At 70.3% G+C, this 23,798-nt stretch carries 22 protein-coding genes and 1 tRNA gene; 7 read left to right on the forward strand and 16 right to left on the reverse strand.

What is annotated here, in order from left to right:
- Window positions 1-2 precede the first annotated feature (2 nt).
- Both glmU and ACIPY8_RS10960 read right to left on the reverse strand, forming a co-directional pair.
- Window positions 3-1,433 carry a bifunctional UDP-N-acetylglucosamine diphosphorylase/glucosamine-1-phosphate N-acetyltransferase GlmU gene (gene glmU, locus ACIPY8_RS10955; protein ID WP_400817957.1) on the reverse strand — a complete coding sequence of 477 codons (1,431 nt, stop codon included), beginning with the start codon at window positions 1,431-1,433 and terminating at the stop codon, window positions 3-5.
- Between the two features lies 1 nt (window position 1,434).
- Window positions 1,435-1,506, reverse strand: a tRNA-Gln gene (locus ACIPY8_RS10960).
- Between the two features lie 80 nt (window positions 1,507-1,586).
- Between ACIPY8_RS10960 and ACIPY8_RS10965 the strand changes: the two genes are divergently transcribed.
- A complete protein-coding gene (locus tag ACIPY8_RS10965; protein WP_400817959.1) occupies window positions 1,587-2,075 on the forward strand; it encodes a GNAT family N-acetyltransferase in 489 nt (162 codons plus the stop codon).
- Between the two features lie 7 nt (window positions 2,076-2,082).
- Window positions 2,083-2,577 carry a MarR family winged helix-turn-helix transcriptional regulator gene (locus ACIPY8_RS10970; protein ID WP_400817961.1) on the forward strand — a complete coding sequence of 165 codons (495 nt, stop codon included), beginning with the start codon at window positions 2,083-2,085 and terminating at the stop codon, window positions 2,575-2,577.
- An 18-nt stretch (window positions 2,578-2,595) separates the two neighbouring features.
- Here the strand turns inward: ACIPY8_RS10970 and ACIPY8_RS10975 are convergent, their stop codons facing one another.
- Window positions 2,596-3,549 (reverse strand): NADP-dependent oxidoreductase, encoded by a 954-nt coding sequence (locus ACIPY8_RS10975; protein ID WP_400817963.1) that lies wholly within the window; start codon window positions 3,547-3,549, stop codon window positions 2,596-2,598.
- 116 nt (window positions 3,550-3,665) lie between these two features.
- Here ACIPY8_RS10975 and ACIPY8_RS10980 point away from each other — a divergent pair, with 116 nt between their 5' ends.
- Entirely contained in the window at window positions 3,666-4,601 is a 936-nt protein-coding gene (locus ACIPY8_RS10980; RefSeq protein ID WP_400817965.1) for a GlxA family transcriptional regulator, read from the forward strand.
- Window positions 4,602-4,611: 10 nt separating this feature from the next.
- The gene (locus ACIPY8_RS10985; protein WP_400817967.1) at window positions 4,612-5,538 is read left to right on the forward strand and encodes a pseudouridine synthase; all 927 of its coding nucleotides are present in this window, start codon (window positions 4,612-4,614) and stop codon (window positions 5,536-5,538) included.
- Window positions 5,539-5,541: 3 nt separating this feature from the next.
- On the opposite strand, the gene ACIPY8_RS10990 is transcribed toward ACIPY8_RS10985, so the two are convergent.
- From ACIPY8_RS10990 to ACIPY8_RS11040, 11 genes are all read right to left on the reverse strand, one after another.
- Window positions 5,542-6,201 carry a methionine ABC transporter permease gene (locus tag ACIPY8_RS10990; RefSeq protein ID WP_400817969.1) on the reverse strand — a complete coding sequence of 220 codons (660 nt, stop codon included), beginning with the start codon at window positions 6,199-6,201 and terminating at the stop codon, window positions 5,542-5,544.
- On the reverse strand, window positions 6,201-7,244 hold the full coding sequence (locus ACIPY8_RS10995) for a methionine ABC transporter ATP-binding protein (RefSeq protein WP_400817971.1): 1,044 nt from the start codon (window positions 7,242-7,244) through the stop codon (window positions 6,201-6,203). Before ACIPY8_RS10995 ends, ACIPY8_RS10990 begins: the two co-directional genes overlap by 1 nt.
- Window positions 7,245-7,368: 124 nt before the next feature.
- Window positions 7,369-8,277: a MetQ/NlpA family ABC transporter substrate-binding protein gene (locus ACIPY8_RS11000; RefSeq protein ID WP_400817973.1), complete on the reverse strand. Its 909-nt coding sequence runs from the start codon at window positions 8,275-8,277 to the stop codon at window positions 7,369-7,371.
- A 103-nt stretch (window positions 8,278-8,380) separates the two neighbouring features.
- A complete protein-coding gene (locus ACIPY8_RS11005; protein WP_400817975.1) occupies window positions 8,381-10,186 on the reverse strand; it encodes a Na+/H+ antiporter in 1,806 nt (601 codons plus the stop codon).
- A 40-nt stretch (window positions 10,187-10,226) separates the two neighbouring features.
- Window positions 10,227-11,012, reverse strand: coding sequence for an ABC transporter ATP-binding protein (locus ACIPY8_RS11010; protein WP_400817977.1), 786 nt, complete (start codon window positions 11,010-11,012; stop codon window positions 10,227-10,229).
- Complete coding sequence (locus tag ACIPY8_RS11015; protein WP_400817979.1) at window positions 11,009-12,061, reverse strand: FecCD family ABC transporter permease; 1,053 nt, start codon at window positions 12,059-12,061, stop codon at window positions 11,009-11,011. Before ACIPY8_RS11015 ends, ACIPY8_RS11010 begins: the two co-directional genes overlap by 4 nt.
- A 3-nt stretch (window positions 12,062-12,064) precedes the next feature.
- Window positions 12,065-13,108 carry a FecCD family ABC transporter permease gene (locus tag ACIPY8_RS11020; RefSeq protein ID WP_400817981.1) on the reverse strand — a complete coding sequence of 348 codons (1,044 nt, stop codon included), beginning with the start codon at window positions 13,106-13,108 and terminating at the stop codon, window positions 12,065-12,067.
- A 30-nt stretch (window positions 13,109-13,138) separates the two neighbouring features.
- On the reverse strand, window positions 13,139-14,098 hold the full coding sequence (locus ACIPY8_RS11025; RefSeq protein WP_400817983.1) for an ABC transporter substrate-binding protein: 960 nt from the start codon (window positions 14,096-14,098) through the stop codon (window positions 13,139-13,141).
- 95 nt (window positions 14,099-14,193) lie between these two features.
- Window positions 14,194-16,014 (reverse strand): ABC-F family ATP-binding cassette domain-containing protein, encoded by a 1,821-nt coding sequence (locus ACIPY8_RS11030; RefSeq protein WP_400817985.1) that lies wholly within the window; start codon window positions 16,012-16,014, stop codon window positions 14,194-14,196.
- A 45-nt stretch (window positions 16,015-16,059) separates the two neighbouring features.
- Entirely contained in the window at window positions 16,060-16,539 is a 480-nt protein-coding gene (locus ACIPY8_RS11035; RefSeq protein WP_400817987.1) for a DUF664 domain-containing protein, read from the reverse strand.
- Between the two features lie 14 nt (window positions 16,540-16,553).
- Entirely contained in the window at window positions 16,554-17,465 is a 912-nt protein-coding gene (locus ACIPY8_RS11040) for a phosphotransferase (protein WP_400817989.1), read from the reverse strand.
- 135 nt (window positions 17,466-17,600) lie between these two features.
- Between ACIPY8_RS11040 and ACIPY8_RS11045 the strand changes: the two genes are divergently transcribed.
- Window positions 17,601-18,950, forward strand: a complete 1,350-nt coding sequence (locus ACIPY8_RS11045; RefSeq protein ID WP_400817991.1) for a DUF222 domain-containing protein — start codon at window positions 17,601-17,603, stop codon at window positions 18,948-18,950.
- A gap of 138 nt (window positions 18,951-19,088) precedes the next feature.
- On the opposite strand, the gene ACIPY8_RS11050 is transcribed toward ACIPY8_RS11045, so the two are convergent.
- Together ACIPY8_RS11050 and ACIPY8_RS11055 are read right to left on the reverse strand one after the other, a co-directional pair.
- Window positions 19,089-20,354, reverse strand: a complete 1,266-nt coding sequence (locus tag ACIPY8_RS11050) for a glycosyl hydrolase (RefSeq protein WP_400817993.1) — start codon at window positions 20,352-20,354, stop codon at window positions 19,089-19,091.
- Between the two features lie 35 nt (window positions 20,355-20,389).
- Complete coding sequence (locus tag ACIPY8_RS11055) at window positions 20,390-21,412, reverse strand: LacI family DNA-binding transcriptional regulator (protein WP_400817995.1); 1,023 nt, start codon at window positions 21,410-21,412, stop codon at window positions 20,390-20,392.
- A gap of 132 nt (window positions 21,413-21,544) precedes the next feature.
- Here ACIPY8_RS11055 and ACIPY8_RS11060 point away from each other — a divergent pair, with 132 nt between their 5' ends.
- Together ACIPY8_RS11060 and ACIPY8_RS11065 are read left to right on the forward strand one after the other, a co-directional pair.
- A complete protein-coding gene (locus ACIPY8_RS11060) occupies window positions 21,545-22,843 on the forward strand; it encodes an ABC transporter substrate-binding protein (protein WP_400817997.1) in 1,299 nt (432 codons plus the stop codon).
- Between the two features lie 18 nt (window positions 22,844-22,861).
- Window positions 22,862-23,794 carry a carbohydrate ABC transporter permease gene (locus ACIPY8_RS11065; RefSeq protein ID WP_400817999.1) on the forward strand — a complete coding sequence of 311 codons (933 nt, stop codon included), beginning with the start codon at window positions 22,862-22,864 and terminating at the stop codon, window positions 23,792-23,794.
- The last annotated feature ends 4 nt before the right edge of the window (window positions 23,795-23,798 follow it).

Consider the following 23,798-nt stretch of genomic DNA (forward strand, 5'->3'; position numbering starts at 1 on the left):
GCCTACTCCGCCGCTCGGGCGCGGGCCGCGGCGTCCGCCGCTCCCGTGCCTGCCCTGTTGTTCTCGACCCAGCCGTCGATGTTGCGCTGGGGGGCGACGCTCATGGCAAGGGCACCGGCGGGGACGTCCTTGCGGACGACGGCTCCGGCACCTGTCTTGGCGCCTGCTCCCAGCCTAACGGGCGCGACGAGCGTCGTGTGCGAGCCCGTGTGCACCTCGTCCTCCACGACCGTGCGGTGCTTGTTCACGTCGTCGTAGTTCGCGGTGATCGTGCTCGCCCCGAGGTTGACCCCGCGGCCGATCGTCGCGTCGCCCACGTACGAGAGGTGCGGGACCTTGCTGCCCTCGCCGATCTCGGCGTTCTTCGTCTCGACGTAGGCGCCGATCTTGCCCTTGGCCCCGAGCACGGTGCCGGGGCGCAGGAACGAGAACGGGCCGACGGTCGCCTCGGCGCCGATCACGGCGAACGTCGCGTCGGTGCGGCGCACGGTCGCGTCCTCCCCCACCTCGCAGCCGACGAGGGTGGTGTCCGGGCCGACGACCGCACCCGCGCCGATGGTCGTGGCACGCAGGATCTGCGTGTTCGGCAGGAGCGTCACGTCGGCGGCGAGCACGGCGTCGTCGTCGATCCACGTCGTCGCGGGGTCGACGACGGTGACGCCCTGGCGCTGCCAGTGCCGCACGATGCGGTCGTTCAGCACGCGGCCGGCCTCGGCGAGCTGGATGCGGTCGTTGATGCCGAACGTCGACGCGGTGTCGGCGGCGATCTCGGCCGCGACCGGCTGCTCCTCGGCCCGCAGCAGCTCGATGACCGTCGTCAGGTACATCTCGCCCTGGGCGTTGTCCTGCGTCACGCGCGCGAGCTGGGTGCGCAGGTCCGGGGCGCGGAACACGTAGACGCCCGCGTTGATCTCGGTGACCGCGGCCTCCTCGGCCGTGGCGTCCTTCTGCTCGACGATGCGCTGCACCGTTCCCGAGGCGTCGCGGATGACGCGGCCGTAGCCCGTCGGGTCGTCGAGGCGCGCGCTGAGGAGCGTGGCCGCGGCCGCGGCCGCGCGGTGCCCCTCGATGAGGGCACGGAGCGTGTCGACCTCGAGCAGGGGCACGTCTCCCGACAGCACGAGCACGTCGCCGTCGAACTCGGCGGGCAGCGCATCGATCGCGACCTGCACGGCGCGTCCGGTGCCCGGCACCTCGTCCTGGTCGACGAAGACCGCGTCGGGGTAGCTCTCGGCGAGGGCGGCGACCACCTGGTCGCGCTCGTGCCGCACGACGACCTCGACGTGCGCGGCGCTGAGGCGCGCCGCCGTGGTGAGCACGTGGCCCACGAGCGGACGTCCGCCGATCGGATGCAGCACCTTGGGCAGGCGCGACTTCATGCGCGTGCCCTGGCCCGCGGCGAGGATGATGATGGCGAGGTTGTTCCCAGTCATGCTCCGCCGCCAGGACTCGAACCTAGACCTCACAGCTCCAAAGGCTGTCGTGCTGCCATTACACCACGGCGGACCGCGGCCCCCGAGGGAAGCCGCCCGCTCATTCTGTCACGCCGACATCGGACCGAAACACGACTCTGGGATGCTTCGGCCATGAGCATCCAGATCGATCGCGTCACGGGACCGACCCCCGGCCTCGCGGCGTTCCTCCTCGCGCACCACGACGACATGGCGGGCACGGCGCCGCCGGAGAGCCAGCACGCGCTGTCGCTGGACCGGCTGCTGGCTCCGGGCATCCGCCTGTTCGTCGCACGGGACGACGACGACATCGTCGCGACCGGAGCGCTGGCGACACTGGGCGACGCGCACGAGGAGCTGAAGTCGATGCGCACCGCTCCGGCGCGTCGCGGACAGGGTCTGGGACGGGGCATGGTCGACGCGCTCCTCGACGATGCACGCAGTCGCGGCATCCGCCGGATCTCGCTCGAGACCGGCAGCGCGGAGTTCTTCCGGCCCGCGCATGCGCTCTACGCCCGAGCCGGGTTCGTCGAGTCCGGGCCGTTCGGCGAGTACGTCCTCGACCCGCACAGCGTCTTCCTGACGCGGACGCTCGATGTGGACGGCCGGACGCACGCGCGATAATGGACGGATGAGTCAGGCGGATGAGGTCGACCGGATCGTCGGCGCGTGGAACACCCAGCGACCCGACCTCGACTTCTCGCCCCTCGAGGTGCTGTCGCGCATGGACCGGCTCACTCGTCTGCTCGACCGTACCCGGCGCGACGTCTTCCGTCGCAGCGATCTCGAGCCCTGGGAGTGGGACGTGCTGTCGGCGCTGCGTCGTGCCGGCACGCCGTTCCAGCTGTCGCCCAAGCAGCTCCTGCAGCAGACCCTCGTCTCCAGCGGGACCATGACGAACCGGATCGACCGCCTCGTCGGGCGCCGTTTCGTCCGCCGGGAGGCCGACCCGGCCGACGGCCGGAGCGTGCTGGTCACGCTGACGGACGACGGCCGGATCCGGGTGGACGCCGCGATCACCCGGCTCGTCGACGTCGAGGCCGACCTGCTGCAGGGGCTCTCGCGGGGCGATCGCGACCGTCTGGCCGCACTGCTGCGCAAGCTCAGCCTGAGCTTCGACGCCTGACGCCGCACCTGACCGGAGTCAGACCTCCGGGTCGACGATGACGACGACCTTGCCCGTCGCGCGTCCCGTCTCGACGCGCTCCTGGGCGGAGACGAGCTCGTCGAGCGGGAACTCGGAGTCCAGGTGCACGGTCACGCGTCCGGCATCCGCGAGGTCGGCGATCTCCCCGAGCTGCGGGCCGTCCGCGTGCACGAGGATCCGTTCGACGGGCGACGCTCCCCACTCCCCCAGCTGCGCGCGCTGCGCGTCGGAGAGTCCGGTGATGCTGATGACCGCCGTCCCCTGCGCGACAGCGCCGCGCGGCGGCAGCGTGCCGTCGACCGTGACGATCACGGCGTCGACAGGTGCGATCGCGGCGAGCGCCTGCTCGTCGCGGTAGTCGACGACCTCGTCCGCGCCCCACGAGCGGACGAGGTCGTGCTTGGCGGGGCTGGCCGTCGCGAGAACGGAGGCCCCGCGCGCGACGGCGAGCTGGATCACCAGGTGCCCCACGCCGCCGGCGCCGCCGAGCACGAGGACCCGCTGCCCCGTGCCCGCATCGGAGCGTACGCCTGCAGCGTCGAGCGCCTGCCACGCGGTGAGGGCCGCGAGCGGAGCCGCCCCGGCCTGCGCGGTGCTCCACACCTGCGGGAGGCGCGCGAGGTCGGATGCCGGCACCACGGCGTACTCGGCGAGGGTGTGCGCCGCACGGGGGAAGCCGGCGAGCGCGTGCACGCGGTCTCCGACGGTCCACTCCTCGACGTCGTCTCCGACAGCCGCCACGACGCCGGCGACGTCCCATCCCGGGAGATCCGAGTACCGGATGACACCGAAGTCGGTCGCGGCGGCGCGGATCTTGACGTCGACGGGGTTCAGCCCCGCCGCGCCGACGCGGACGAGCACCTCGCCGGCGGCGGGACGAGGGGTGTCGATGACGGTGATCGAGACGACCTGGGCGGCGGAGCCCGGTCCGGTGTACTTCGCTGAGCGCACGGCGCTGCCTTTCTTTCGGGCGGCATCCCGGTGCATCCGGGGCCGCTGTCCCAGCATCCTCAGCAGCCTCCCGCGCTGACAGTGGCCGGATGGACAACATGTGTCACGATAGAGCCATGCATTCGATCGTCGTCGTGGCCCTCCCCGGGGTGTTCCCCTACGAGCTCGGCGTGCCTGCCCGGTTCTTCCGCGCCGCCGAGAAGGACGGCGTCCCGCTGTACTCGGTCACCACCTGCACCCTGGACGGGCTCCCCGTGGCGACCAACGCCGACTTCTCCGTGACGCCGCAGGCCGATCGATCGGCGCTCGACGCCGCCGACACGATCATCGTGCCGCCGTGGAGCGCCGCCGAGGTGTCGGGTGACCCGATCGGACTCGCCGCCCTCTCCGACCGCCGCATCATGAGTTACTGCACGGGGGCGTTCACGCTCGCCGCCGCAGGCCTGCTCGACGGTCTCGAGGCCACCACCCACTGGTGCGCCTCCACCGAGTTCGCCCGCCGCTTCCCCCGCGTGCGCCTCCGGGAGGACGAGCTGTTCGTCGACAGCGGCTCGGTGCTGACCGCCGCCGGAGCCTCGGCGGCGGTCGATGCGACCATGCATCTGATCGCGAAGGATCACGGCGCCGCGGTCGCCGCACAGGTCGCCCGGGCGACGCTCGCCGCTCCGCACCGCGGGGGCGGTCAGCGACAGTTCATCGCCCGCCCGTCCGTGCCGTCCGCGGCGGCGGGGTCGGCCGGCGACATCCAGGAGTGGCTGTCCTCGCGCATCCACGAGCCGCTCTCGCTCGCCGAGGTCGCGACGCGGTTCGGGATGAGCGTGCGCACCCTGACCCGCCGCTTCCGCTCCGAGACCGGGCGGACCGTGGGCGACTGGTTCGCGGACGCGCGCGTCGACCGGGCGCGCGAGCTGCTCGAGACCACCGACCTCCTGATCGACGACGTGGCGGCCCGCTCCGGCTTCGCGACCGGCGCCGCGCTGCGCAAGCACTTCCGCGACCGCATCGGGCTGTCGCCGCAGCAGTACCGGTCACGCTTCGCCCGCGCCGCGTAGGGTGGGACGAATGGGTATGCCCTCCCCTCTCCCCGTGCGCGACGGCGTCGGCGCGACACGTCTGCACGTGCCGTTGCGCGGTGAATGGCCCACCGTCGCGGCGTACATGGTCGAACGCTTCTTCCACCTCGACCCCGAGCGCCTGCTGGTGCGCTTCGACCGCGGCGAGATCGTCGCGCGCGACGGGAGCCCGCTCGCCCGGGACACCCCGCTGGGCGCCGAGGAGTTCGTCTGGTATTACCGGGAGCCCCCGGTCGAGGGCGAGGTCCCCTTCGCGATCGAGGTGCTGCATCGCGACGACGACCTCGTGGTCATCGACAAGCCGCACTTCCTGCCGACCACGCCCGGCGGACGGTTCCTGCAGAACTCCGCGCTCGTGCGCCTGCGCAATCTGCTCGACAACCCCGAGCTCGCCCCGATCCACCGCCTCGACCGCGCGACGGCCGGTCTGCTGATGTTCTCCGCCCGACCCGCGACCCGCGGCGCCTACCAGCTCATGTTCGAGCGCCGACAGGTGCAGAAGGTGTACGAGGCGGTGTCCGCGCGGCCCGCGGACTGGGATGCCGCCGCCTACCCGCTCGTCTACCGCAACCACATCGTCAAGCATCGGGGCGAGGTGCGCGTGCGCGTCGAACCGGACCGGGAGCCGAACTCCGAGACCCTGATCGAGGCGCTGCACGCCGACGACCGCGTCGTGCACACCCTACTGCGCCCGCACAGCGGGAAGATGCACCAGCTGCGCGTGCACCTCGCGGCGCTCGGCCTCGGCATCCTGCACGACGGCTTCTACCCCGAACTGCTCCCCGAGGCTCCCGACGACTTCGGGCGCCCGCTGCAGCTGCTCGCCCGCGAGCTGAAGTTCGTCGATCCGCTGACCGGCGTGGACCGCGTCTTCACGACGCGACGCGCGCTCGACTTCGCCCCCGCGGGATCCTGACCGTCAGCGGCGCATGACCTTGCGCGCCAGTCGCGTGCCGAGCATCTGCACCAGGTGCACGAACACGACGATCAGCACGATCGCGGCCCACATCACGATCGGCTCGAACTGGCGGAAGCCGTAGATCTGGGCGAACGCTCCGAGGCCGCCGCCGCCGATCAGACCGGCCATCGCCGTCATGTCGATGAGTGCGACCACGACGAACGTGTAGCCGAGGATGAGCGGTCCGAGAGACTCGGGGATTGCGACCGTGAAGAGGATGCGCAGCGGGCTCGCGCCCATCGACTTCGCCGCCTCGATCACCCCGGGCGAGACCGACACGAGATGCTGCTCGACGATGCGGCCGATCGCGAAGGCCGCGGCGATGCCGATGATGAACGCTCCGGCGGTCGTGCCGATGCCCGTGCCGACCACGGCTCGCGCGAAGGGCTGCGCGACCGCGACGAAGAGCACGAACGGGATGGGTCGGAAGAAGTTCACGGCGAGGTTCGCGATCGCCGCCACGACGGCGTTCTGCATCAGCCCGCCCGGTCGCGTGACGTACAGGATCACGCCGATCACGAGGCCGAGCACTCCGCCGAGCACGAGCGCGAACGTCGTCATGTACAGCGTCTCGAGCGCTGCGGACCAAAACTCCGGACCCAGTTCGAACAGGCGATCCATCAGCGGGCCTCCTCTCCGGCGAGCTCCGTGACCTCGACGCGGGCGCCGATCGTCTCGAGCGTGCGGTCGATCTCCGCGGCGTCGCCGCGGATCGCGAGCGTCAGATGCCCGAAGGCCCGCCCGCGGATGTCGTTGATGCCGCCGTACACGAGCTCGAAGTCGAGCCCGGCGGCGGCGAGGTCGAGGAACACCTGCGCCTGCGACGAGTCCCCGTCGCGGAACGAGAACGTCACGATCCGGCCGGCGTGACGCTCGCGCAGCACGGCCAGCTCGGCGGGCGACGGCACGCCCTTGACGACCGTGCTCACGAAGCGCTGCGAGGCGGGGTTCTGCGGTGCGGAGAACACGTCGAACACGTCGCCCTGCTCGATCACGCGGCCGCGCTCCATGACGGCGACCTTCGTCGCGATCGTCTGGATGACGTCCATCTCGTGCGTGATGACGACGATCGTCACCCCCTGCTCGCGGTTCACGCGCTTCAGCAGGTCGAGCACCTCGTGCGTGGTCTGCGGGTCGAGCGCGCTCGTCGCCTCGTCCGCGAGGAGGATCGCCGGCTTGGTGGCGAGCGCGCGGGCGATGCCGACGCGCTGCTTCTGTCCGCCGGAGAGCTGCTCGGGGTACGCCTTCGCCTTGTCGGCGAGCCCGACGAACGACAGCAGCTCGGCGACCCGCTCCTCGATGTCGGCCTTCGACCACCCCGCGAGCTTCAACGGGTAGGCGATGTTCGCCTTCACTGTGCGCGACGAGAAGAGGTTGAACTGCTGGAAGATCATGCCGATGCCGCCGCGGACCTTGCGCAGCGCGCTCTCCGGGAGTGCGGTGACATCGACGCCGTCGACGTGGATCGTGCCGCCGGTCGCGGGCTCGAGCGCGTTGATGAGGCGCACGAGAGTCGACTTGCCCGCACCCGAGTAGCCGATGATGCCGAAGACGTCGCCCTTCTCGATATCGAGGGTCACGTCGTCGACGGCGACGATCTCGCCGTCGCCCGGGGTACGGGCGGGATAGGCCTTCGACACGGCGGTCAGGCTCACGATCGGCATGGATGCTCCGGGGTGGTGTGGTCGGCGGGCTTCGCGTGCGACGGCGGGACGACGAATCGGGTGACGCACGAGGCGCCACCCGATTCTCTCGCATCAGGCGGGGCGGGTCCCACCCCGCGCCGGCTCACTTCTCGGCGTCGGCGTCCTTCTGGACCTTCTTCAACGAGGCGACGAGGTCTTCGACCGGCGTCTGCAGGGCCACGGCGGTGCCGCCCGACGACTCCTGGAGTCCCGCCTGCACGTCCTCGTTCGTCTGGAAGATCTCGACGAGCTTGAGGTAGGTCTCGTTGTCGGCGTCCTCGGCGCGGGCGGCGAAAATGTTGACGTACGGGAGCGAGCTGGCGTCCTCGGGGTCGTCCTGCGCGATCGCGTCGTCGAAGGTCAGCCCCGCGTCCTGCACGAAGTCGTTGTTGATGATCGCGGCGGCGACATCGGGCAGCGAGGTCGGGATCAGCGCGGCCTCGAGAGCCGTCACCTTGACCTTGGACTTCTCGGTGTCGACCTGCGCGAGGTCGGAGTACGGCGTCCCGCCGTCCTTCAGCTCGACGAGGCCGGCCTGCTGCAGCACGTTGAGCGCGCGGGCCTGGTTCGACGCGTCGTCCGGGACGGCGACCGTCTCGCCCTTCGGGATGCTGTCGACATCGTCGTACTTCTTCGAGTAGAGGCCCAGCGGGTAGATCGCGGTCGATCCGATCGGCGTCAGGTCGGAGCCCGAGGCGTTGTTGTACTCGGCGAGGTACACGATGTGCTGGAACTGGTTGAGGTCGATCTCGCCCTCGGTGAGCGCGGGGTTCGGCTGCTCGTAGGAGCCGAAGTCGACCAGCTCGACCGTGATGCCCTCCTCGGCGGCCGCCTCGACGAACGGCGCCCACTGCTCGTCGCCCTTGCCGACGACGCCGATCTTGACGGTCTCGTCGGCGGAGCCGGAGTCGCCGGAGCCGGCGTCGGACGAGGCGGTGGCGCAGCCCGACAGGGCGACGACGAGCGGGACCGCGACGAGCGCGGCGAGGACGGAGGTGGTGCGGCGGGACATGTGTGTTTCGTTCCTTCGTGTGCGGGGACTCGACTACGGTAGGCAGGCCGCACGACGACCCGAGAATCGGGCGTCACAGAGCGTCACAGCGCGTCACGCCGCGTCAGTCGTACTCCTCGATGCCCTGCAGCCGCACCTGCTCCAGATCGAGTCGAGCCGAGATGCGACGCACCACGAGATCGTCGACGGTGCCCGACCGGCGAAGGCCCAGCAGCACCTCGCGTTTGCGCTCCAGGAGGGCGAGCTTGAGGCGCGTGTGCTCCTCGTGCCGCAGCAGCGGCGAGCGCTGCATGACGTCGACATCGGTCGAGGTCGCGATCATCTGCAGCGTCCGAACCTCTCCCGCGGTGCCGTCGGAGGCGTCGCCGTCGATCCCGAGCGCGACGTCGGAGTCCGCGGTGCGCAGAGGCGCGGCATCCCCTCCCCCGATGCTGCTCGACCCCGCCGAGCCGGCGGATCCGAGGGGATCGGGTTCGGCCAGCATGTCGTCCAGCGCCTGTGCCTCGGCGTCGACGAGAGCCTGCTCGCGTGCGAGCGCCTTCGCGTTCGAGAACTCGAGCATCTGGTAGCCCTCGGCGCGCACGCGGTCGCGCACCTCCTGGCCGATGCCGTGCTCGACCGCGAGGTCATCGAGAGCCGAGAGCGCCGCACCGGAGATCGTCCGCTCGGCGAGCTCGTACTCCTCGGCCTCGACATGGTCGACGGGGAACCGCGCCCAGCGCACGATCGCCGGGAGCAGCGGACCCTGGACGAGCAGGCTCAACAGGATGACGCCGGCGGTGACGAAGACGATCTCGTCGCGTCCGGCGATCTCGCCGCCGGTCGCGGCCGAAGCGGGCACCGACAGCGCGATCGCGAGCGACACGGCGCCGCGCATGCCCGCGACCGTGGAGACGGCGCGCGCCCGGGCTCTCGCGCCGCGCGTCGGTCGGGGACCGGTCGGACGCTGGAACACGTTCAGGAGCTGGAAGACGTAGCGCACCACGAGCAGCGTCGCCCACACGGCGAGGGTGATGAGTACGAGGCGTCCGATCTCCGCGCCGGAGATCTCGTGCGCGACGAACTGCACCTCGAGGCCGATCAGCACGAACAGCGCGCCGTTGAGCAGGAACACCCCGAACGGCCAGGCCGCGTCTGCCTGGCGTCGTGACGACGCTGTCGTCACGCGCGGCGACACGTAGGCCACGATGAGACCGGCCACGACCACCGCCAGGACGCCGGAAGCGTGCACGATCTCCGCGAGCAGGAACGCCGAGAACGGGATGAGCAGCAGCGTCACGTTGATCACGACGGTCGACGACGAGCTGCGCAGCAGCAGGTAGCCGAGCATCGCGATCACGACACCTGCGGCGATGCCGCCGAGGTACGACATGAGCACCGACCCGGTCACGGACCACGGGGTGATGTTGCCGCCGAGCGCGAGCGACACGGCGATCGCGTAGAGCACGAGCGCGGTGCCGTCGTTCGTGAGGCTCTCGGCCTTCAACTTCATGAACATCCGCCGCGGCAGCAGACGACCGAGGGCCGCGACCGCGGTCGCGTCGGGTGGCGCGACCGCCGCGCCGAGGATCAACGCCGTCTCCCACGGCATCCCGAACAGCAGACCGATGCCCGCGACGGCGAACGCGGAGGCGACGACGAGCAGTGTGCTCATCGGCAGGATGTAGCGGAAGTCGCGGCGGATCGACCGCAGGGAGGTCGTGAGACTCTCCCAGAACAGCATCACCGGCAGGAACAGCAGCAGCACGGTCTCGGGCGGCAGCTGGATCTCCCGCAGCTGCGGCACGAAGCCGAGCGCGAGGCCGAGGATGACGAGGACGAGAGGGAGCGCGAGGCGCACGCGAGGTGCGAGCAGTGCTCCGACGAGGATCGTGAGTCCGATCAGGACGGTTACTTCGAGGCCTTCCATCCCTATCTCCCAACGCAGGTAGGAGAAGGATATTCCTCGCTCAGCCGTGCGACCAGCGCGGGATCACGAGCGGACTCCCCGACTCGGGATCGGCGATCACCCTGGCGTCCAGGCCGAACACGTGCGCGACGAGGGATTCGGTGATCACCTCATCCGGGCGCCCGCTCGACACGACGGCACCGTCCTTCATCGCGATGATGTGATCGGCGTACCGCGCGGCCTGGTTCAGATCGTGCAGCACCGCGACGAGCGTGTTGCCCTGGCGGAGGTTCAGCGATCGGCACAGCTCGAGCAGCTCGACCTGGTGGCTGAGATCGAGGTACGTCGTCGGCTCGTCCAGCAGCAGGATCGGCGTCTGCTGCGCGAGCGCCACCGCCATCCACACGCGCTGCCGCTGACCGCCGGAGAGCTCGTCGACGAGCCGGCCGGACAGATGACGGATGCCGGTCGCATCCATCGCCTCCGCCACGGCAGCCTCGTCCTCGGGCGACCACGGCGAGAACAGACGCTGATGCGGATAGCGGCCCCGCGACACGAGATCGATCACACGGATGCCGTCGGGCGCGACCGGCCCCTGCGGTAGCAGACCCACCTCGCGCGCGACGTGCTTGGTCGGCAGCCGATGCAGGCTCTCCCCGTCGAGCAGCACGCTGCCCCGCGCGGGCTGAAGCAACCGGGTGAGACTCTTCAGCAGCGTCGACTTGCCGCACGCGTTGGGCCCGACGATCACCGTGAACGCGCCGTCGGGGATCTCGACGGACACCTCTTCGCACACGATCCGGTCGGCGTAGCCGAGCGCGGCCTCCGCGACGGTCAGACGGGTCATCTTCTCTTCCCCTCTCTCAGGAGCAGCCATAGGAAGTACAGTCCGCCGATCGAGACGGTCACGATGCCGACGGGCAGCGGCGAGTCCGGGTGGATCCGCTGCGCGACGACGTCGGCGAGCAGGAGCAGCAACGACCCGACCGCGGCGGTCGGCCCCAGCGCGAGGCCGTCGGAGCGCACGATGCGGCGGGCGATCTGCGGCGCGGCGAGCGCGATGAACGAGATCGGTCCGACGGTCGCGGTCGCGAGAGCCGTGAGCCCCACGCCCACGACGATCGCGCTCACCTGCACGAGTCGGACGTTCTGCCCCAGCGCCGTCGCGAAGGGCACGCCGATCTGCATGAGTCTCATGGGCCGGCTGAGCAGCAGCGCCGCGAGGAGGAACGCCCCGGACCCGCCCAGAGTGATCGCGACCGTGGGCCACGAGACGCCCGACAGGTTGCCCGCGCCCCACAGCCCCGCCATGATGGCGTCCTCCACGGTGGCGTTCAGCAGGATCCACACGTTCACCGAGGCGAGCATCGCACTCACGCCGATCCCGACGATGATGAGTCGCACCCCGCGGACGGCGCCGCGACGAGACGCGAGCAGGAAGACGAGGAACGCCGTCGCGACGCCGCCGATCAGCGCGCCGCCCATGGTCGCCGCCGATCCGCCGCCGAGCAGCAGCATGACGACGAGGGCGCCGGTGTACGAGCCGGTCTGGAAGCCGATCACATCGGGTGAGCCGAGCGGATTGCCCGTGAGGTTCTGGAAGATCGCGCCGCTCATCGCGAGGCAGGTGCCGAGGAGCACGGCCATGAGGATGCGCGGAGCGCGCCATTCGAGGACGACCATCGTCGTGTAGTCGTCGCCGCGGCCGACGAGCGCCGCCATCGCCTCGAGGAACGAGATCTGCGCGGAGCCGGAGAACACGGCGAAGACCGCGAGCGCCGCGGTGGCGATCCACAGTCCCGTGCAGACGCGCAGGGAGCGGGCGTCGACGAGCAGCAGCGGCCGGGCGGAGGGGCCGACGCGCAGCATCCGTCGTCCGAAGTCGAGATCGGTCATGCGTCAGACCTCCGAGACCCGGAAGCGCCGGACCATCCAGATGAGCACGGGTGCGCCGATGAACGCCGTGACGACGCCGACCGGCACCTCCCCCGCCGTGATGACGCGCCCGAGCACGTCGGCGAACCCCAGCACGATGGGCGCGATGAGCACCGAGTACGCCATGATCCATCCCTGGTGCGGACCGACGATCATGCGCGCGACGTGCGGCGCGAGCAGACCGAGGAATCCGATGGGACCTGCGGCCGCGGTCGCCCCGCCCGCGAGCAGCGCGATCGCGAGGAGCGCCACGAGGCGGATGCGGTTCGGGTGGGCGCCCATCGCGACGGCCGAGGCCTCGCCGAGGGAGAGCACGTCGAGGGACCGGGAGCTGAGCATCGCGATCACGAGGCCCACGACGATGAACGGGACGATCGCGAGGGTCGCGTCCAGCGGCTGCGATGCCGTCGTGCCGGCCGACCACCCGCGCATGCGCTCGAGCACCTCGGAATTCGACAGGAGCACCGCCGAGCTGAAACCCGAGAGCACCGCGCCGAGGGCCACCCCGGAGAGCGTCATGCGCACGGGATTGCCGCGCGCCGCACCCGTGTTGCCGATCACGAAGACCAGCACGGACGTCAGCATCGCGCCGACGAACGACCACCACATGTACTGCGAGATGTCGGTCACGGCGAAGAATGCGAGTCCCACCACGACGGCGAGCGAGGCCCCCGCGTTGACGCCGAGGATGCCCGGATCGGTCATCGGGTTGCGTGTGACCGCTTGCATGAGCGCCCCCGCGACGCCGAGCGCCGCCCCCGCGACGAGGATGAGCACGGTGCGCGGAACCCGTGAGAACCAGACGGTCTGCGAGATCGCGTCCTCGGGATCGGGCTGCACGAGGACGTGGAGGACATCGGCCGGGGCCACTGCTCGTGATCCGACCAGCATGCTCGCGGCGAGCGCGAGCGCGCAGAGGATGAGGAGCGGGATGAGGCCGACCCAGCGACGGGGAGCGCCGGAGCGCTCCCCGTCGAGGCGCGGCTCGGCGAGCGAGACCTGCGACATCAGATGAGGTGGAGGAGGGGACGGGCGAGGTCAGGCGACCTCGGCCGATGCCGAGACCAGGGCGGCGACGTCGTTCAGCCACTGCGCGTACGTGGACGCGGTCATGGCACCCTTCGAGCTCCACGCGCCGAGCTGATCCGCCTTCACCGCAGGCAGCGCGTCCCAGAGCTCGGCCGAGAACGAGAAGTCGTCGTTATAGCCCTCGACGAGCAGGATGTCGGCGGGGTAGGTCGACGCGTCCTCCCAGGCGACCTGACCCCACGGGTTGCCGGTCGCGGGGGCGTCCGCGCCGACGATCGTCGCGCCGAGCTCCTCGAGCAGGTCGGCCTGCGCGAAGCCGACGCCGGTGTAGAGCACCTCCTTGGTGGGGCTCGTGAGCATGATGTCCAGGCCGCTGTCGGTCACCGCCGTCCGGAGCGCCTCCTTGGCGGCCTCGAGGTCCTCGTCCGACGCGAGGATCTCCTCCGAGGCGACGTCTCCCCCGAAGAACTCCGCGATCTCGCGGGTGTCGGCGATCCGGCCGTCGATCGTGTCGCTGCCGGGCAGGGCCACGAACGGCGCGACGCGGGTGATCTGCGCGTTCACGTCCTCGTCGAACCACTGCCACCCGTCAGCCGTGCCCTGTCCGACGATCGCGTCGGGTCGCAGCTCGGCGAGCTTCTCGACGTCGATCTCGCCGTCCTTGCCGACGACCTCGATGCCGCTGATGTCGGCGTCGCCCATCACGAAGGGGTTGTCGCACTCGTAGCCGAACAGCGCGACGGGTTCGATGCCGTATTCGTGCAGCGAGCTGTACGCGTAGCAGTCCATGACGATGTTCTCGGGCTGCGCGTCGAAGTCGATCTCGAGCCCGTCGATCGACGGGTGCACGAGCGTGACGCCGTCACCGCCGTCGGCCGCCGGTTCTCCCGTGGCGTCGGCGGAGGCGCACGAGGCGAGCAGCAGCGCGGAGGCGGAGACGAGGGCGGCGAGGGCGAGGCGGCGATTCACGGCATGACCATTTCTGTCGACGGAAGGGATGCTTCGACCCTATCGATTGCTACTTAGGGTAGCCAAACCTAATCGAGCGCTCTGGCGTGTCGCGCTCAGCCGATCTGCTCGGTGAGCTCGAACCACTGCAGTTCGAGCTCCTCGATCTCCGCCTCCTGCTCGCTGATCCTCTTCATCCGCTCCCCCAGCCCGGCGTAATCGGACTGGTCGTGGTCGGCGAGCGCGTGCTTCGCCGCGTCGACCTGCTGCGTGAGCTTCTGGATGCGGCGCTCGAGCGACGAGACCTCCTTCTGCGCGGCACGCAGGGCGGCCCCGTCGAGAGCGGGCGCGGCAGGGGTCGTGGCGGTCGACGTCGACGCACCCGAGGTCGCCGCGGGCGCGGCATCCTGCAACTGACGCAGCCGCAGGTACTCGTCGACCCCGCCGGGCAGGTGCCGGAGGCGACCGCCGAGGATCGCGTACTGCTGGTCGGTGACGCGCTCGAGGAAGTACCGGTCATGGCTCACCACGAGCAGCGTGCCCGACCAGGAGTCGAGGAGATCCTCGATCGCCGCGAGCATGTCGGTGTCCATGTCGTTCGTGGGCTCGTCGAGGATCAGCACGTTGGGCTGGTCGAGCAGCACGAGCAGGAGCTGCAGTCTGCGCTGCTGCCCTCCGGACAGATCCTTCACGGGTGTGGACAGCTGCGCCGACGAGAAGCCGAGGCGCTCGAGCAGCTGACCGGGAGTGAGATCCTGCGCCTTGGAGCCGGTGCCCATCGTGTACGAGGTGCGCAGGCCCGAGATCACGACGCGCACCGGAGCGTTCCAGTGCTGCTCGAGCTCGTCGAGACGCTGCGTGAGCGTCTTCACCTTGACTGTCGTGCCGCGCTTGATGCGCCCCTCCGTCGGCTCGACCGTGCCCGAGATGAGGCCCAGCAGGGTGGACTTGCCCGCGCCGTTGACGCCCAGGATGCCGGTGCGCTCGCCGGGCGCGATGCGCCACTCCACGTCGGACAGCACACGCTTCACGCCGCCGTCCTCGGTCGGGTACTCCACGCCCACGTCGAGGAGGTCGACCACGTCCTTGCCGAGGCGCGACACCGCGAGAGACTGCAGCGAGACGGTGTCGCGGATCTCCGGCACGTCCGCGATGAGCTCGTTGGCCGCGTCGATGCGGAACTTCGGCTTGCTCGTGCGGGCCGGCGCTCCGCGGCGCAGCCAGGCGAGCTCCTTGCGCGCGAGGTTCTGCCGCTTCGCCTCGGTGGCCGCGGCCATGCGATCGCGCTCGACGCGCTGCAGGATGTACGCCGCGTAGCCGCCCTCGAAGGGCTCGACGATGCGGTCGTGCACCTCCCAGGTCTCGGTGCAGATCTCGTCGAGGAACCAGCGGTCGTGGGTCACGACGAGCAGGGCGCCCGAGTTCGCCGACCAGCGCTTCTTGAGGTGCCCGGCGAGCCAGGTGATGGCTTCGACGTCGAGGTGGTTCGTCGGCTCGTCGAGCGCGATGACGTCCCAGTCGCCCGCCAGCAGCTTCGCGAGCGAGACGCGACGGCGCTGCCCGCCGCTGAGGGCGCCGATGCGCGCGTCCCAGGGCAGTTCGGCCAGCAGCCCCTCGATCACATCGCGGACCCGGGCGTCTCCTGCCCACTCGTGCTCGGGGGTGTCTCCCACGACCGCCTCGGCGATCGTGAGGTCGTCGTCGAGGGTGTCAGCCTGGTCGAGGACTCCGATCGTCGTCCCGCCGCGGACTGTCACGCGCCCCGAATCGGGCTCCTTGCGTCCGGCCAGCATCCCCAGCAGACTCGACTTGCCGTCGCCGTTGCGGCCGACGATGCCGATGCGATCCCCCGCCTCGATGCCGAGGGTCACGGAGTCGAAGACGACTCTCGTCGGGTACTCGAGGTGCAGGGACTCAGCCCCCAGAAGATGTGCCATAGCGTCTTCCAGGGTAGTCGGGCGTGACCGTCTCGACGGCCGCGTTCAGCGGCTCTCGGCGAGCGCGCGCAGGATGTCGAGCTGCCCGGTGTTCCAAGCGAGCTCGTCGAGCACGTGGGTGTACAGGCTCAGGACGGTGCGCGGATGGCGTCCGGTGACGACGTCGTCGAGGTCGAGATCCGCGAGGTTCGATCGCGAGTGCTCGTGGATCTCGCGGCAGTGCGCCGTGACGGATTCGATCGTGTCGACCTTGCGCGTCTTCCACGAGCTGGCGGTCGCGACGGGAAGCCCGAGGTCGGCGCGCGGGCGGCCGGTGATCGCCTCACCGAACCACACGCCCTCGACATAGGCGGTATGTCGGACCACGCCGAGGATCGACGGTCGCCCGGGGATGAGGATCTCGCGCGCCTGCTCATCGGTGAACCCGTCGAGGCTGCCGAGGATCAGCGTGCGACACTGCTCGATGCGCGCGTCGAGGTCGTCGCGGGTCGAGACGCTCGAATCGGCGTGATGATGGTGGGCCATGCGGGGATCCTTCCTCACCCCTCGGACATCTGAGCGATCCAGGCGACGGATGCGAGCGCCTCGCGCCGCTGGAAGTCCCGCAGCGTCGTCATCCCCGGAGGCGCGGGCCACCGGCACTTCTCGAACCAGCCCCCGCCGATCGCCGCGAGGAGCGATATGTGATCCTTCCGGGCCGACCCGTCGAAGACCGGATGCGCGAGGAGCGGCTCGACGTCGGCCGCGGGATCGGCGACGCGCAGATCGAGCAGGTAGAGCAGTGCGTCCTCCCAGCCTGCTCCCCGAGCGGCCCACGGCCAGTCGAGCAGTCGTGCACGACCGGTCGCGTCGATGAGGATGTTGTCGGGGCGCAGGTCGCCGTGCACGATCCTCTCGCCCGTCACCGCGTCGCCCACGCGTTCCGCGTGCGCGCGAAGGAACGCGAGGTTGTCGGCGCACCACGGGGTCGTCTCGGCGAGGAGCCCGGCCGCATCGAGGCGCGACCAGGAGTCCGCGTCCTCGGCGAGTTCGTCGGCCAGCAGCGGAAGTCCGGCGGGCGGAGGAACGGCGGCGAGCGCGTCGATCGCATCGAGCACGAGGACGGCATCGGCCCGCGAGCCCTTGCGGGGATGGCGGCCGTCGACGTCCTCGATCACGAGCACCGCCCAGTCGTCATGGGTGAACGCCTCGACGAGATGGGCGGCAGGGAGGTCGCGCGGGATCGAACGCAGGATGTCGGCTTCGCGCCGGTACAGGTCGTACGTGCCCGGCGAGGACGCGGGCACGGCCTTCACGAAGAGGCGTCGTCCGTCGGCGAAGGTCACGCGCGAGGCGAGGCCCGCGGAGAATCCGCCGGGCTGCGAGTGGGTCTCGGCCACGGCGGATCCGGCGACCTGCTCGACGCGGGTCCGGATGCCGGGAGGGAGGTCTGTCCAGTCGAGCCGTGCCATCGGGCCACCCTATCCGGGCGTCGCGGACGGTCCGCACTTCCTGACTTCGCGTCGCCGCGCGCGAGAGTTCCGGCATTCCACTCACAACGTTCGAATCTTCGTTCGAATGTCGGTGGTCGGTGGTTGACTCAGGTCATGACAGCACTGATCGATGCGACCGACTCGCAGATGGCGGCACTTGCCGGCCTCGTCGAGTCCCTGCATGCGGCCGAGCAGACGCTCTCCGCGATGCAGGCCGCGCGCGACGGGCTGCTGGCGATCGCCGGGCGCCTCGCTCTCGACATCGCCCGTGAGGGTGATCACCCCGACCGCGGAGACCATTCGATCCGCTGCGTGGCAGCCGAGCTCGGGGCCGTGCAGCGCGTGAGCGACCGCACGATCGAGCGGCGCATGGCCGATGCGACACTGCTCGTCGAGCAGTTCCCGACCGTCTGGGCGGCGCAGGGTGAAGGGCGGATCAGTGCGGCGCACTCTCGCGCGATCGTCGACGCCGGGTCGCATCTCATCGACGACGCCGACCGCGAGGCGTACTCGGCGATCATGGTCCCGATCGCCGAGGAGGAGTCCCCCAACCGACTGCGCCCGCTGGCCCGTCGTGTCGCGGAGCGGTTCCTCGAACGGTCGGTCGACGAGCGGCATCGGAACGCACGCTCGACTCGGCGCGTCTGGCTCACCGACGGCGAAGACGCGATGGCCGATCTCCATGTGCACGCTCCGGCGGTTCTGGTGCACGGCATGTTCGACCGTCTCTCGCAGGCTGCGCACGCGGTGCGCGACGAGAACCGTCGCCTCGCGCGGGAGAGCGCGAGCGATGAAGCCGCAACGGCCGGACACGACGAGCGGACCGTCGACGAGATCCGGGCCGACCTGCTGACGGATCTCGTCCTCACCGGCACCCCGAGCGGCCATGACACCGCCGACGGGACGCTCGGCGCGATCCGTGCGCGCGTCGAGATCACCGTGCCCGTGATGACACTCATGGAAAATCCCACGGTGTCGGACGATCACGAGGAGTCCCCCGCGACCCCGCTCCCCGACAGGGGAGGCGTCGAGCACGCCCCCGCCGACCTCCCACCCGCCGAACTCGACGGAGTCGTGCCGATCGACGCCGAGACGGCGCGTTTTCTCGCCGGCTCCGCGACGGGATGGGACCGCGTGCTCACGGACCCGATCACCGGCACGATGCTCGCGGTCGACCGCTACCGACCGAGCGAACAGCTGCGACGACATCTGCGGGCGAGGGATCGACGTTGTCGGTTCCCGGCATGCGGGATCGCGGCGCGCAAGTGCGACCTCGATCACAACCACGCCGCGTCGACCGGAGGCGAAACCCGCGACACGAACCTCGCCGAGTTCTGTCGACGGCACCACGTGCTCAAGCACCACTCCCCCTGGCACGTCGAGCAGCGTACGGGCGGGGTGCTCGAGTGGACGAGCCCCACCGGCCGCAGCTACATCGACAGACCGCCCCGCAGAACACGATGACGTTCGCGCCGCCGGACCCTCCGCGAACCCGCGCCGTTCTGACCCTCCGCGAACCGGCGCCGTTCTGACCCTCCGCGCCCGCGAACTCACGCTGTTCTGACCCCGCGCGCCCGCGAGCTCACGCCCGGCGTTCTCGCGTCACGTCCGCTGCGGAGCCTCGACGCTCACGATCCCGCGCGCGGCGAGCGCCGTCGGGTCCGCGGCGGTCCGAGAGGTGACCACGGTCACCGGCGCACCCTGCTCGCGCATCGTGTGCCACCGCTCGAACACCGCGCCGCCGGGGGCGAGCGCCGCACGGGAGACCGGGAGGTCGTGCTCGTCCACGTCCACCACCACGCCGACCGTCCGCGGGACCACCTGCCCACCGGCATCGGCCCGCGCTGCGGCGACGAGCTCGGCGAAGCGACGGCCGAGCGGCTTGACCGTGTTGTCGACGTCGAGGAGACCCAGCGAGTACTCCAGATCCTTGTAGTCGCCGAGCGACCGCGAGACGTCGTGCGAGCACCACCACGTGATGCCGTAGAGTCCCTCGGTCGTGAGCGCCGCTTCGACGGTGCGTGCCGCGAACTCGGGCATCTCGTCATCGGTGAGGTTCATCGACGGCGCGCCGACCTCCTGCAGCCAGACCTGACGATCCGGGTCGACCGCGAAGGCCTTCGACAGCTCGATCATCCACTCGGCATGCCGCACCGACTGCGCCGACAGGCCGCCGTACCGCGCTGCCGTGCCGTTGAAGATCCAGGAGTGCACGGTCGTCACATCGCCGAGCCGCGCAGCGTGGGCCGGCAGGAACGGATGCTCGTCGCGATACCAGAGGTGGTCGTTCTCGCTGTGCGTGATGATGTGCCGCGGATCCGGGTCGACCGGCGCCTGCAGGAGCGACCGCAGCCAATGCGCTATCTGGTCGCTGTCGGCGGGCATCGCCGCGGGGTTCGGCGGCTGGAACTGGTTCAGCTCGTTGCCGAGCGTCAGTCCGAGGAAGTTCGGGCGATCCCGCACCGCGTCGTACACCGCGCGCACGAGATCCGCCTGCGCCTGGATCGCGGGCTCGTCGACGAACATGTTGCCGTCGTGCCAGTTCACGAGCCACGCGGGAACGAAGTCGAAGCCCGACATGTGACCCTGGATCACGTCCACCGCGATGTCGAGGTCGAACTCGGCGGCGATGTCGGCGACGAGGGCGATGTCGTCGAGCGCCTGACGCCGGATCAGCGTCCGGTTCGGCTGCAGCACCGGCCACAGCGGGAAGACGCGCACGTGATCGAGGCCCAACCCGGCGAGAGCCGCGAAGTCCGCGCGGACGACGTCAGCGTCGATGCCCATCCACTGGAACATCCAGTCCTTCGACGGCGTGTAGTTCGCCCCGAAACGGGGCGCGGCGGAACGGGAGGGGTGAGCGGTCACTGCGGGTCCATCCTTCGTACGGGGAACGGGAGATCTCAGAGGTCGGAAGAGGGCGCGGGGCCGCTCGAGTCGCGCACGATCAGCCGCCGGGCCGATACCGTGCGGGAGGCGGCGTCCTCGCCGTCCACGAGCGCCACGAGCAGGGCGACCGCGGTGCGGGCGCTCTCCTCCACGGGAGCGTCGAGCGCGGTGAGCCGCGGACGCACGAGCGAAGACACCCACGAGTCCTCCCATGCGATCACGGAGAGCTGCTCCGGCACCCGTACTCCGATCTCGGGCGCGTGGGCGACGATCTCCGCTGCCATCGACTCGCTGTCGACGAGCAGCGCCGTCGCCCCGCCGGACCTGCGCAGCAGATCGGCGACGGGATCGTCTGCCGCGGCATCCCACTGGAGCACGACCGGGGTCATGTCGCGCGCCACAGCGGCGTCGAGGAAGCGCCGGTCGCGGTCGCGCGCGTGGACGAGTCCCGGCGAGTCGCTGACCCGGGCGATGGAGCGATGCCCGAGTCCCTGCAGGTGCCCGAGCACCTCCTCGTACGCCGCCTCGTCGTGCACCGTCACGGCGGGCACGGCGTCGTCGACCGGGGAGCCGAGCAGGACGGCGGGCGCCGCGAGCTCGCGGACGAGTCCGATGCGCGGATCGTCGTCGCGGACGTCCACGAGGAGGAAGGCGTCGACGCGCTGCTCGCTCCACCACTCACGGTAGACCGCCTCCTCGTCGTCCGCCCGCACCAGAGTGAGGGCGAGCGACCATCCGATCTCCGCGAGCGGCGCGGTGAGACCGGCGATCAGTCTCATGAAGAACGGATCGCGCTCGAACGTGTCGCCCGACCGCGCGACCACGAGACCCAGGCTGCGTCCTCCCCGGCCGCTGACCTTGCGACTCGCATAGTTCGGACGCCAGTGCAGCTCATCCGCAGCGCGACGGATGCGCTCCGCCGTCGCCGCCGACACGTTCGGACGCCCGTTGAACACGTGCGATACGGCCGAGGGCGACACCCCGGCTCGGGCGGCGACCGCGGCGATGGTGGCGCGAGCGGGCTTCTTCTCGTTCATCACCACCGAGATTAGGGTGTTGACCGTCTGTTGTAAAGCGGTATACATTAATCGCACGTTGACGTGTACCGCTTTACAAAGCGCGCGTCGCACCCCGAACCCGCAGACGCACCGCAGCTCTCAGGAGGTCTCATGACCGCAGGCACCACGTCCCCAGGCATCAGCAGACGCACCTTCCTCGGTGCGGTGCTCGGCACGGGAGTCGCGATCCCCCTGCTCGCCGGCTGCGGTCCGCTCATGCCGATGTCGAGCACCCGCGGCTCGATCTCGGTGCACACGCAGCTCAGCGGTGCGGTCTCGGGAGCCCAGGTGTTCTCCGACGTCGTCGCCGCCTACTCGCGAGCCCACGATCGCCCGGTCGCCCTGCTCAAGAACGGCTCCGATCTGCCGATCGTGTTCGAGACCAGCTCGCTCGCCGGCAAGGAGGCCGACATCGCGATGGTCAACCTCCAGGGACGGACGCTGTCGTGGACGCGCCTGGGCGCAACGATCCCCGTCGAGAAGCTCCTCGACGAGTGGGGCCTGCGCGACAAGATCATCCCCGAGGCGCTCGAGGAGTGGACCGACGAGGACGGCCATCTGCGCGCGTTCCCGTTCACCCGCACGAACTGGCCGGTGTCGTTCAACACCGGCCTGCTCGAGGAGGCCGGCGTCGGCATCCCCACCACCTCGGACGAGCTCATCGCCGTCGCCGACGCCCTGCGCTCGAAGGGCATCGGCCCCGTGACGGTCGGAGGGTCCGACTGGAGCGGGCAGAAGATGTTCCTGCAGATCCTCCAGGGCTTCCTCACGCGCGACGAGGCGACGACGGCGTTCTCGACCGGGAAGCTCTCCGAGATCCCCGGCGCGATCGCCGGCGTCGAGCACTTCGTCGAGCTGCGCGACGCCGGAGTGTTCGTTGACAACGTGCAGGGCTACACGTCCGACTCCGAGCTCACGCAGTTCAACACGCGCAAGGCCGCGATCGTCCCCGCGATGTCGTCGGCGTTGTCGCTCGTGCCCGCCGAACGCGCGGCCGAGGTCACGGTCGGCGGCTGGCCCGTCCCCTCACGGGGCGGAGTCGTCGCGCACCCGACCGTGATCCAGAGCTACAACGGCCACGGCATCTGGATCAGCGCGAACGGCGCCGAGAAGCTCGACCTCCTCAAGCCGTTCATCCAGAATCTCTACACGCCCGAGGTCACGAGCGAGTTCATCCTCGGTTCCGGACGCGACATGAGCCGCATCACCGACGTCGTGAGCGAGGACTTCCCTCTCGTCGCGCAGGCCTCGCAGCTCACCACCTCGCAGGTCACCCCGGTCATGCTCCCCGACCTCCTCATCCCCGACGCCGTCTTCGAGCCGATGATCCGCGCCACCGCGATGGCCTACGGCAACGCCTCCGCCGAACAGATCATCGACCGTTTCGAGAAGGCCTACGACGCGGCCTGAGGGCCCCGGAAGGACACCATGACCGCGATCGCCCCGCCCCCGACCACGGAGCAGCTCGTCACCGCCGCGCCGACGAACGGCCGCCCGCGCCGCTCGCCGCTGCGTGAACGGTTCCCCGGCTTCGCTCTGCCCGCCCTCATCTGGTACGCCGTCTTCATGATCGGCCCCGTGGTGGCGATCTTCGTCATCTCGTTCCTGCACTGGCCCGGGATGCTGGAGACCCCGACCTTCGCCGGATGGGACAACTTCCGCGCCGTCTTCACCGACGCGACGTTCTGGGCCGCACTCGGCAACTCCGCCGTGCAGATCGTCGTCGGGCTCCCGATCATGATCGTGCTCGCGTTCCTGCTGGCGTTCTACGTCGTGCAGAAACCGCGAGGGCACCGGGTGCTGCGGTACCTGCTGTTCATCCCCGCGCTCATCTCCGCGCCGGCGACGGCCATGGTGTTCTACGCCATGCTCAACCCGGACGGGCTGGTCAACGGCATCCTCGCCCCGCTCGGTCTCGCCGGCAACGCCTGGCTCGCCGACCCGGCGACGGCGCTGGGCGCGATCATCGCGGTCGAGCTGTGGAGCGGCATCGGCTACTCGGCCGTCCTCATCGCGGCCCGTCTCGACGGCGTCGACACCGAGATCGTGCAGGCGGCTCGCGTCGACGGCGCCGGCGACTGGCGGGTCGCGTGGCGCATGTACTGGCCCATCGCGCAGGACTTCATCGGCGTCGTCACGATGCTGCAGTTCCTGTCGTTGCTTTTCAACTCCGCGCAGACGGTGCTGCTGCTGACGCAGGGCGGACCGGGCACCTCGACCATGACGCTGTCGTACCTGATCTACAGCAAGGCCTTCGTCGAGACGAACCTCGGCTACAGCCAGGCTGTCGGCGTCATCCTGTTCATCCTCGGCCTGCTCGGCATGTGGCTGATCCGCCGCACGCTGCGCGCGACCCACTGACCGG

This window comes from Microbacterium sp. NPDC089696 (genome assembly GCF_044749125.1).
Taxonomy (GTDB): domain Bacteria; phylum Actinomycetota; class Actinomycetes; order Actinomycetales; family Microbacteriaceae; genus Microbacterium.